This is a genomic window from Paenibacillus sp. oral taxon 786 str. D14, from assembly GCF_000159955.1.
GTDB lineage: Bacteria > Bacillota > Bacilli > Paenibacillales > Paenibacillaceae > Fontibacillus > Fontibacillus phoenicis.
Genome location: NZ_GG695984.1, coordinates 25,232 through 35,987, shown reverse-complemented (window position 1 = coordinate 35,987; position 10,756 = coordinate 25,232). Strand labels below are relative to the sequence as shown.

Annotated in this window: 9 protein-coding genes; 2 read left to right on the top strand and 7 right to left on the bottom strand. The window is 52.9% G+C overall.

Going from position 1 to position 10,756, the window contains the following annotated elements:
• Positions 1-1,395 (bottom strand): dynamin family protein (locus POTG_RS16255; protein WP_198136224.1); only part of this gene is annotated, 1,395 nt, incomplete at its 3' end.
• Between the two features lie 158 nt (positions 1,396-1,553).
• Positions 1,554-2,540 (bottom strand): helix-turn-helix transcriptional regulator, encoded by a 987-nt coding sequence (locus POTG_RS16250; RefSeq protein WP_009225932.1) that lies wholly within the window; start codon positions 2,538-2,540, stop codon positions 1,554-1,556.
• A gap of 149 nt (positions 2,541-2,689) precedes the next feature.
• Here POTG_RS16250 and modA point away from each other — a divergent pair, with 149 nt between their 5' ends.
• Together modA and modB are read left to right on the top strand one after the other, a co-directional pair.
• On the top strand, positions 2,690-3,559 hold the full coding sequence (gene modA, locus POTG_RS16245; protein WP_009225931.1) for a molybdate ABC transporter substrate-binding protein: 870 nt from the start codon (positions 2,690-2,692) through the stop codon (positions 3,557-3,559).
• A 6-nt stretch (positions 3,560-3,565) separates the two neighbouring features.
• Positions 3,566-4,240, top strand: coding sequence for a molybdate ABC transporter permease subunit (gene modB, locus POTG_RS16240; RefSeq protein WP_009225930.1), 675 nt, complete (start codon positions 3,566-3,568; stop codon positions 4,238-4,240).
• Between the two features lie 101 nt (positions 4,241-4,341).
• Here modB and POTG_RS16235 read toward each other — a convergent pair whose 3' ends face one another.
• The 5 genes from POTG_RS16235 to POTG_RS16215 all read right to left on the bottom strand — a co-directional run bounded on the left by POTG_RS16235 (position 4,342) and on the right by POTG_RS16215 (position 10,332).
• Entirely contained in the window at positions 4,342-4,620 is a 279-nt protein-coding gene (locus tag POTG_RS16235; protein WP_009225929.1) for a hypothetical protein, read from the bottom strand.
• Positions 4,621-4,650: 30 nt separating this feature from the next.
• Positions 4,651-5,328, bottom strand: coding sequence for an endonuclease III (nth, locus tag POTG_RS16230; RefSeq protein ID WP_009225928.1), 678 nt, complete (start codon positions 5,326-5,328; stop codon positions 4,651-4,653).
• Positions 5,329-5,439: 111 nt separating this feature from the next.
• Positions 5,440-8,163 (bottom strand): S-layer homology domain-containing protein, encoded by a 2,724-nt coding sequence (locus tag POTG_RS16225; protein ID WP_036645875.1) that lies wholly within the window; start codon positions 8,161-8,163, stop codon positions 5,440-5,442.
• 74 nt (positions 8,164-8,237) lie between these two features.
• A complete protein-coding gene (locus POTG_RS16220) occupies positions 8,238-8,834 on the bottom strand; it encodes a GerMN domain-containing protein (RefSeq protein ID WP_009225926.1) in 597 nt (198 codons plus the stop codon).
• A gap of 25 nt (positions 8,835-8,859) precedes the next feature.
• Positions 8,860-10,332 carry an N-acetylmuramoyl-L-alanine amidase family protein gene (locus POTG_RS16215; protein WP_009225925.1) on the bottom strand — a complete coding sequence of 491 codons (1,473 nt, stop codon included), beginning with the start codon at positions 10,330-10,332 and terminating at the stop codon, positions 8,860-8,862.
• Positions 10,333-10,756: the final 424 nt, after the last annotated feature.

Sequence of the window (10,756 nt, the reverse complement as noted above, 5' to 3'; positions counted from 1 at the left end):
GATGCCTGCGGCCACCGCTGCCGCGTAGTGCAGCGTCGACTCGCCGGACAGCATCGCCCCGCCTGGAAGCGGCTCCGTGATCCACGCCTCCGCCGGCTTTGGCATCCGCTCGTCGAGCTGCTGCTCCCAGGCTTCGCCCCAAATCTCCAGCTCTTGGCCGATCGCCCGCAGCTCCTGGCGCACATGCCAGTCCAGCTGCGCTTCGACTTGTTCGGCTAACGCCTGCAAAAACTCGCTTTGCCGCTTCTGCTTCTCCGCTTCCGTCTTCCCGGCAGCGAACCAGCCCTTCACTTTAAAGCCCGGCGCCTGACTCTCTAAATAACGCCCCGCCTGCTCCCGCAACGGCGGCGTCATCATTTGGGCCGTTTCCAACAGGCTGCTGATGCGGCGCAGCCACTCCTGCTTCCGCATATCCCATACCTGCTCTCCCGACGGCCCCGCCATTTCCAGCTGCCGCAGCTCTTCTTCCATCGCGGTCACGTCCGTTTCCCCGCCGGCTTCCGCCACCAACTGCTCACGCTGGGACTGCTCCGCCGCAGCCGCACGGGCCAGATAACCTTCAACCGACTGGGCGGCTGAAGCATAAGCGCTATACTCCAGCAAGCCTTCTCCCCGTGCAAACAAATTGCGGATCACTTTCCGTAACTGCGGAAGCATATTGCCAGGAGCGTCCTCTTTTTTAAGCGAGATATAAAAAATCCCCTGCGCCTTAATATTCCAGTTCCGGAACGCCTGACTGACCGATGCCTGGTACGCAGTGAAGGCCAGCTCCTCTTCCCGGTGCTTATCAATTTGGTTCACGATCATATAGACAGGTTTACCATAATCGCTTAACGATTTGGCAAAGCTTAAATTCGTCTCCGACGATACATGGTTATAATCCATCACGTAAAAAACAACGTCCGCCAAATGCAACGCAGAATACGTGGCCATCGCATGGCCGGCGTCGTTGGAGTCGACCCCCGGCGTATCCAGCAGAACGCCGCCGCGCGGAGGCAGCTCCACCCGGTCCCACAACTCAACGCGGGCATATTCCTCCCCGTTGCGGCAATACGCTACCACCTCGTCCACCGGCACCTCGACCTTCGGTTTCGCCGGATCGGCTGGCGTCAGCAGCGCGCGCGGCTCCCCTTCCCGGATCAGTACCACGTTGGCGCTGGTAGGTAGCGGACTGGCCGGCATCACCGTCTTCCCGCTTAACGCATTAATCAGACTCGACTTCCCTGCCGAAAAATGGCCGCAAAACGCCGCAACCAGCTCCCGTCGGCCCAGCTTATCGCCCACTTCCCGAAGCTCCGCCGCCGCGGTTGCATCTCCTTCCTGCTCCAGCAAGTGCTGCAGCTGATGCAGCCGCTCCTGCAGTTCGTAGTCCGTCTTCGTCATCGTCCGATCCATCCAAGCCCCTCCGTTTTCCACGCTGCGAAATCAAGTTTCATTTTAATTATTCATATTTTAACATTTCCCCGGGCGCTTGGAAATGCTCCCTGCCGCAGCTTCCCTGCGGGCTTCCTGTACAACAAAACCGCCCCCAAATGGAGACGGTTCAAGATTTATTAATATAACCCGGCCTCCCGATCCGCTAACACCTTTCCGGTGAGCGACAGATCGTAGTCGCCAAGCGAGGAGAGCACCCCGCGCAGCTCAGAGGATTCCAGCGCTTCGCGCAGCTTGGCGATCCACTCGCGGTTTTCCGGTTTGTTCAGGACGACGAGATCCACCCGCTCCAGGGTGAGCGGGATAAACTCAAGTCCGGCGATCTTAGCCGGTCTCTCACTGCCGATACCTACGTCCGCTTGGCCGAGGGCAATTCGCCCGCCAAGGCCCATATGCGACGTTTCCTCTTGGTTGTATCCGATAATGGAATCCGGCGATATCCCGTGCTTGCGGAGCTGTTCATCCAGCAGCACCCGAGCGCCAGAGCCTTTTTCCCGGTTAATCAACCGAATTCCCGGCCGCGTCAGATCCTCCCAGGAGCGAATCCCCAGCGGATTGCCCTGCTTGACGTAAAATCCAGCCCGGCGTGCCGCAAAATTCAACACCATATAAGGAAGGGAAATAAAAAGTTTGCGGATATAAGGCAAATTGTACTCCCCGGTATCTCCGTCATACAGATGCGTACTCACGATATCTACCGCACCGTTATACATGGCCACCAAACTGTCCATACTGCTGGCAAAAGAACGCAACGGCCGGCACCCGCGGAGCCTCGATTCCAGCGCTTTCGCCAGCAGGTCGAGTCCTGGATCTTGCCCGGTAATGACCAGCGTTCTTGCACCGAGCGCTTCTCCACCATCGACATCCGGCCGAGGCGGCACGGTATAGGGCACCTGGAATACCGGCACACCAGCGGCAGCATGAGGCGTTGCCCCGCCTTTGGCTCTCTGCTTATAAGCTTCCAGATCGGTGGAATCCACCCGCATCTGTTTACCTACCCGATAAGCAGGAAGCTCTCCTTTTTTGATTAGATCGTAGACAGTTAGCTTGGACACCTTCAACAGCTTGGCGATTTCCTCGGCTGTATAAGAGATCGGTTCGGTCATAGCGTACTCCTTCATCATAGTTCATGCAACTAGACTCATCTTACCGGGGATTTCCCTTTTTTTCAATGAATGCTCCCTAAGTGATCTATACAACTAGTTATGTTTCGTATAATCTAGTTATAATTAGACATAACCAAGGAGGATTCCATATGCAAAAGTTTTTGAAATTGCCCTTTTTGGCCGCATTCGCAGCCATTATTCTACTCCTATCCGCGGGATGCAGCGATCCATCTGCTTCTTCCAGCAACACATCTTCGGTAAGCGCCGATAGCAGCAACGCGGCGAACTCTTCGTCCACAACAGCTGAGAATCCATCTGAACCGGCTGAGCAAGTTGAGCTGCTCATCTCTGCTGCCGCCAGCTTAACCGAAAGCTTGGATGAACTCAAGGGCGTATATGAAGCCGAGCACAGCCAAGTGAAGCTCACTTTTAACTATGCCGCTTCCGGTACGCTTCAGCAGCAAATTGAACAGGGCGCGCCGGCCGACTTGTTCCTCTCCGCTGGAACCAAGCAAATGGATGCCTTGGTCGACAAAGGTCTCATTGACGATCAACTTAAGACCAATTTGCTGACCAATGATCTGGTACTGGTTGTTCCCAAGGACGGTTCCGTAGAGGTCCAAAGCATGGAAGATTTAAGCAAGCTCGGCGATATCGCCATTGGCACCCCTGAATCGGTCCCGGCCGGAAAATACGCGCAGCAAGCTCTTACCTACCATAAGCTTTGGGAGCCGCTGCAATCCCATCTAGTGCTGACGAAGGACGTCAAGCAGGTGTTGTCTTATGTGGAAACCGGCAATGTCGACGCCGGATTCGTGTACAAAACCGATGCAGCCCTTTCGGACAAGGTGAAGGTGGCCTTGACCGCAGAAGCCGAAAGCCATGACCCGATTGAATATCCAATCGGAGTGCTCAAGGACAGCGCTCATCGCAACGAAGCTAAAGCTTTCTACGAATTTTTAAAAAGCGACCAAGCCCAGCAGGTGTTCGTCAAATACGGGTTCACCCCGGCGGAGTAACCTCACATGCGTACATTTGAAATCTCGACTTCGTTCTGGGAGCCGATCACGTTATCACTGCAAGTGTCCATCGCCGCCACTGCCATCGCTTTTGTGGTAGGGTTACTGGTGGCATGGCGCATGTCCGCGGCCTCCTTCTACGGGAAAACGCTGGTGGAAACCGTCTTTCTCCTTCCGCTCGTTCTGCCGCCAAGCGTGGTAGGGTTTATTTTACTGGTGGTGTTGGGAAAAAATAGCTGGATCGGACAGGCAGCGGACCGCCTGTTCAACATCAGCTTTGTGTTTCAGCCGCTTGGCGCGATCGTCGCTGCGGCCGTCGTCAGCTTCCCGCTGATTTATCAAACGCTGAAGTCCGGCTTCCTTGAAGTGGATAAACATTTGAAAGACGCCGCCCGTTCCCAGGGAGCCGGAGAATGGCAGGTGCTTATCTATATCGTGCTGCCGCTCGCCTCTCGTTCGCTGCAGGCGGCATTTATTCTCGGATTTGCCCGTGCGCTGGGGGAATTCGGGGCAACGATGATGATCGCCGGCAACATCCCCGGCCGAACGCAAACGATTCCGACGGCAATTTATTTTGCCGTTGACGCCGGAAACCTGCAGCTGGCCTGGGCGTTAACAGGCTGCACGATCCTGCTCTCCTTCGGACTACTGCTGATCTCCTCGCGCCTAAGAAACGATTGATCATGTATAAGCTCAACAACAAAAATCCCCTTGAATGTGGGTTATTACACCACGCATCCGAGGGGATTTCATTTTCTCTTTTGATGAGAAGGATCTGCGCTCTACTTCACCGCAACTTCTGCGGTTTCTGTTGGAAGCAGGACTTCAAACACCTTGCCATGCTGCAAAATCGTGATGCCGCGCGTCTTATCCTTCATGACGACGACCTCAGGTTTCGCCGACATCCGCCCCAAGTAATGCTCAGGCACTTCACCGGAGTCGCTGACCATTAACCCTTCCACTTCACGTTCGTCGTTTTCACCTAAATTCAAATCAAGGACTTGCTCAAATACGTCCGAGAACTGTTCAAAGTTGTCGGTATACACAGAAATGCATCTCATATGGTCTCTCATCCTCACCTATGGGTTATCTTATTTTGCCGCATTTTTCTTAGGTTTTCTGTTTTGCGGCGTTTTCATACGTTTTTTGCCCTCCCGGCAAACGTCAAGCAGCGGGCAGACATCACATTTGGGGGCTTGCGCCTTGCAGTGATACCTTCCGAAAAAGATCAAGCGATGATGCGTTAATGTCCATTCCTCTTTAGGCACCCGCTTCATCAGCTTCTTTTCCACCTCGAGAACGGAATCGTTCCACCCGGCCAAACCTAACCGTTTGCTGACGCGCTCCACATGCGTGTCAACGGCGATCGCCGGAACGCCAAAGGCATTGGATACGACAACGTTTGCCGTCTTACGCCCAACACCGGGCAGCTCAACCAGCTTCTCATGTTCTCTCGGCACCTCTCCGCCGTACCGTTCCAGCAAGATTCTGCACAAACTTTGAATATGCTTGGCTTTGCTGCGGTACAAGCCAATTTTGCGGATATCCTGTTCCAGTTCCTCCAGCGGAACCGATACGTAATCCTCCGGCGTTTTATACTTCTTAAATAAATCAGCCGTAACTTTATTTACCGTAGCGTCGGTGCACTGCGCGGACAGGAGGACGGCAATCGTAAGCTCAAAGGCATTCTCGTGGTTCAACTCACAGCGCGCATCCGGAAACATGGCACCGATGGTGTCTAAAATATGGCGGACATCAGCCGCGTTCATGTCTCCACTCCTTTCCTGGAGGCCCTGCTGGCCGCATGGTTTTATCCGCGAAAAAACCGTCTTGACTCGGGAAACATCCCGCATCAAGACGGTTGATCTCACGAAAAATGATTATTGCTTTTCGACTTCAACCAGCTTGTCTCCGTTGAAATACAAAACAATTTTATCATTAATCTGGAGGGATTGCACGGATATTGTCGTGTCACCTTGGTGAATATACGTATCCGCTGTTACCGCAAAGCGATAATTGTTGTCAGACGTGGAGGACCGCAAGACGATAATTTCCTTGCTTACCCCGTCGTAACGGGAGAATTTGCGTTCTTGCGGCGTCAGCACCTTAACGACAACCGCTCCGTTTGTATCTTTGCGAACCTCAACATGATCACTGGTCGTTAGCGATGTCACACTTGTGCTGACTTCCGTTCCACGTTGAACCTTCACGCCGCTCGCTAAGGAATAGGTTTCCACGTTCCCGGCAAAAGATTTTACCAGCAAGGTCGAACCATCAACACTTTGAACCTTCCCTAACGTCAGCTTCACGACTTGCAGCGAGATCGCCGTTTGGCCGTTAAACGTAACGTTAATTGTTTGGCCCGCCTTCAAATCGCTGACTTTAATCGCCCCGCCATTTTCGCCAAGCAGTACAGCTTGATCCACATAGAACTCGGAGGTCACACCGTTCGCCGTCGCCCGAATGCGGCTGTTTGCCGTATTTACCGAAACGACTTCAAACTGGATGGAGCTCTTCACCGCCAACGTTTGCAACGCGTCCTGATTCGCCGTCAGCATCGCGGTAACCGCATCCCCGGCTTTGAGATCGGCCAGCGAGGCGTTCGCTTTACCATAAATGCTGATCGTCGGCGTTGTTCCTTGATAAGGAATTTCTACGGTTTTGCCATTGTTCTGCAAAATCGTAATTTTCTTCGATGAGGTATTGGCCGATACATAAGTGCCTTCGTACTTGTAGGTCACATCCACATTAACTGCGCGAGAACCTACAACCGTCAGATCAACCTTGCGCCCTTTGGACAGCAGAGCCTCCAGACCGGACAACGTTGGCGAGGTTGTGTTGTAGCTGTATTTCGTCTTCTCATCGATCACGAACACATACGGTTTCTCCGACGCATCCAAGACAGTAAGCGCCTTGGTTTTCGTATCGTAGTTGATCACCGTTGCGCTCTCCAATTTCTCGGATTGACGCCCCGTAACTACGATCTTCGTCACTTCGTCGTCAGGATTCAGTGTCAATTCGACCTTGTCCCCGCCCTTTTCGTCGGTGATCAGATCGTCCAGGCTTGCATCAGCGATGCCGTTAATTTCCACAGTCACGTTCTTCGCCAGCCGCTTGATTTCGTCACGTCCGCCTGCATTCGTATAGCTCAGCAACGTATCGCCAACGAGATCCAGCAAGGTCCCGGTCACCGTTCGTTCTGTCGCTTGAGTCACAACCAAGGAGGCCAGCACGCCGTTCTTCACTTCAAACGTAACCGATGCCCCTTCGTTCACTTCGCCCATCTGATTCAGAACTTGATTTTGGTAGAGCAAAATCGTCTTATCGTTGAATTTGAACGTTTCTTCATTGCCGTTAGCAAGTTTGATCGTAATGTTCTTACCGGTAAGATCAATTTTCGAAACCGTACCGCTGCCGGATACATTCCCTACAGATTGCAGTTGAATGATCACTGGCTTCTTGTCAGACGTAAATGTCTCACGTTGAACAACTACCGTGCTATCAGTCGTTAAGTCGCTAGCTTTGATGGAGTTCCCGTACTGATCAACAAACGCTGTGCTGCTATCATAGGTCAAGGTTACTGGAGTGTTATTTACTAGAACCAGCAATTGATTATTTCCTGGGTTCCATAATACCGTTCCTTCCGAGCGCTCCAACTGCTGGTTCGGATCGGTTACTTCTACATATGCGGCTGAGCCCACCTTATCCACGGCCAGCACTTTCGTATACAGCTTCAAGGCGCTTTGCGTTGTTCTCGTTTCGGAATCCTTCGTGAAATAGACCGAACGGTTATCCAACGTAAAGCTCTTCATCTGTCCGTTCGTATACAACGTCAGCTTGCTGTCCGTAAGCTCGGTAACAATCCCCTCGTAGACGTTGGCATAGCCCGGGTTTACGTATTCACTGCCGCGGCTAAAGAAGGTTGCGATTTGGGCTCGCGTGACTTTGCCCAGTGGATCGAACCGGTTGCCCTCCACCCCGTTGGTCAGCTTCAGTTGAACCGCAACATTAACGTATCCTCGCGCGTTCGCGGAGATGCTGGTTTGGTCGGCAAAGCCGGTTGGCAGCGTTGCGGAGGCTTTCGCTTCCGCGTCTTTACCCAAGGCGCGAACGAGTAGCTTGGCCACCCATTCCCGGGAAGCCTTCTTCTCACCCCAAGCTTCGCCTTCCTTCGTGGATGCGAGCTCTTCGTTTTTGTCAATCAAATTTTTCGACAGTGCCAGCTCCAAATAAGGTTTAAAATAATTGCCAACTTTCAGATCTGCCGGAGCTCCGGCACCGTTGCCCAGTTGCGAATCCAGGTTCATGAACCGGATCGCCATCGTAATCGCTTCCTGCTGGGTGACGTTGTCGCCCGGACGGAACTTGCCGGCATCGCCTAGCAGAATGCCTTCAGCTGCTAATTTGTATATATGTTTCTCCGCCCAAAAACCGTTCGGTACGTCGCTAAACAAGGATACCGACGCAACGCTTTGCGAGGTGGTTACAGCCGGCGTTTCCTCGGCGAATGCCGCCGTCGTCCCGCCCAAGCACATGGCCGTGACCAGCATCGCGGAGACCGCTTTCCGGGTACTGCGTTGAAACGTGCGTTTATAGGATGCCATCAAATTCTTCCTTTCTACAAAAAAGATCTCCTTAAACCATTCGACGGCGGACGGGCGAGTTCCTCCCCAATCCCTTAATTTCTTACTAATGGATGCGTCAGTTCGACATGACCCATCAAAGTATCCACGGGAGAGCCATCAACCAGCACATCGATCGCTTGCACCTCGTCGAATTGGAACAAAGTGTTCTTCAGCGCATCAAGCGCCAGCGCTTCCCCGCCTGCTCCAAGGCGCGCTTCATCCGGCAGCGTCAAATCAACGGTTACCGTTCCTTCCTTGAAATCGGCGGAATGAAACTCCGCTTTGCCCCATAGGGAGAACTGGCTCGCATTGCTAGGAGCTTGCAGCGCTTTGAGGGCTGCCAAATATTTATCTTGCTTCGCTGGATAAGAGATCTCGCGGCTCTCTTTGCTTAGCTCCAGCATCTGATCATCGGTAAAATAAACCTCGATGCTCTCCGTCATCTGCTGCGGTGCATTCGTTTCGTCCGCTCCTTGCGTCGAATCGGAATTTTGCGGCGTAGCCTCGTCTGGTACTTGCACACTTCCTTGGTTGGCCTCGGCATTCCCCGCTCCGTTATTCGGAGCGGCCTGCGGTTTCTGCCCGCAGCCGCTGCTCAAGGCGAGCAGAAGTACCAGGATTCCAAGGATGATGCTTCTTCTTCTGTTCACGGTGACTTCCTCCTTCGCCCGGCGATCACTGAAGGCCGAGATATTCTTTAATGCCGTCAACGATACCCTGGGCAACTCTGCTCCGGTACTCATCGGTTGCCAACAGTGCATCATCGTTTTTGTTACTTAAGTACCCGCATTCCAGCAGCACGGCCGGCATCGTCGTTTCCCGGGTCACGTGCAGGCTTTGCGTACGGACTTTGCGATCGGCCAAGCCGGAAGCTTGAACCAGATGCTTATGCATGACCTTCGCCAGATCCAGGCTGGCTGCCCGCGTATAATAGGTCTCCACGCCGCTGGCCGAAGCAGAGCCGGAATTCGCATGTACGGAGATAAAGATGTCTGCTTTTACGTTCTCGGCAATCTTCACCCGGTCAGACAACGTCGGATACGTATCGCTTTCGCGCGTCAACACTAGATTGATGTTCGGATCGTTTTTCAGCAGCTCCTTCACCTTCAGAACGACCGCCAGGTTAAAGTCTTTTTCCTTCTTCTTCGTCACACTGATGGCGCCCGGGTCGCTTCCCCCGTGACCGGCATCCAGCACGACCGTCTTCTTCCCGCTGCCGCCAGAGGTTCCTCCGCCCTGACTTGATTCCGAGTTCAAATTCACAAAAATTAAGCCGTCATTCTCATTGACCAGCTGGTAATTCACCTTGTGATTCAAATCCAATACGATCCGAACCGTCGAGGGATTGTTGCTGAACAACGCATATCTGACCTTGGAAACATCAGGGTATTCCGTTACCTCAATGGACCCGCTCTTGCTGGCATCCAGCGGCGCGCCTCCAGCCAACGCTTCGGCAAATTGAGCTTGCGGCAGATCGATCACGAGCCGTTCCGGGCCGCTCATCGTAAAAATATTAGGCGTCACATTCTTATCGACCGCAATCATCAGGCTGTTGTTATCAAACGCGATTCCGGTCACTTTCGCCAAATTGCTGGTATCTGCCGGAGGTACAACCGTTCCCGGCTGCTGCCCATCGGTTCCGGTTCCGTTGCCGTTCCCGGTGTTGTTGCCAGACCCGGCATTGCCGGTATTTCCGCTTCCACTGCCAGAGCTTGGCGTCGTCAAATAGGCAGCCTTAGCTGTGTTATCCCAAGCCACTTGCAGCCCCATTTGCTCTCCGACAAACCGCATAGGTACGAGCGTAGTATCTTGGGCAAGCTTCGGCGCGACGGGCAGTTTGACCTCGCTTCCATTGACGGAAGCGGTTGTTTGATTAATGACGAGAATAAGCGTTGTACCGGATTGCTTTATGGTTACCGTGCGCGTCTTCTTCTCATAGTTGACGTCAAAACCTAGCTCCTCCGCGACGACACGAATTGGAATCATCACATTTCCATTCACATTTTGGACTTGTCCATTTTCGGGCAAAGCGAGTGCTTTCCCATCCAGATAAATACTCGTACTGCCGGACGCAGCATGTCCTGTTTGCGCCATTACGAAGAGAAGCAACCAGGCGAACATGAGCGTCACCAAACTTTTTTTCTTCATCCGTCACCCCTACCTTTAGAATTTTTGCCTTATGATGCCGTGGGTGTTCACTTCCATTTCGACATCACCAGACGACATATTAGACGCCAAACCGCTTGGAAAGTTGCGAAAATCTGGCATTTTTCTGCTTAACTTTTGCCAGTGTTTCCTACGAAAATCCTAGGTTTCCTGGATGCGGAAAGAGAGAATTGGGCCCAAGTTTGCGTTGACCGGTGAAATAACGCCTTAAAAGGGCGCTATCTCCAACAAGGAAGGGGATTTGGCAAAAATAGAGGAACTTTTGGGCGCTATTTTCGTGGGAAGGGGAAAAAAGCAGGATAATGGGGCGATCCTGGACAAATAAGGCCATGAATTACCGCTATTGTCGTGATAGCGGGTATAAATCATGGAATAAGGCCACAAAGTACCGCTATTGCCGCCAGAG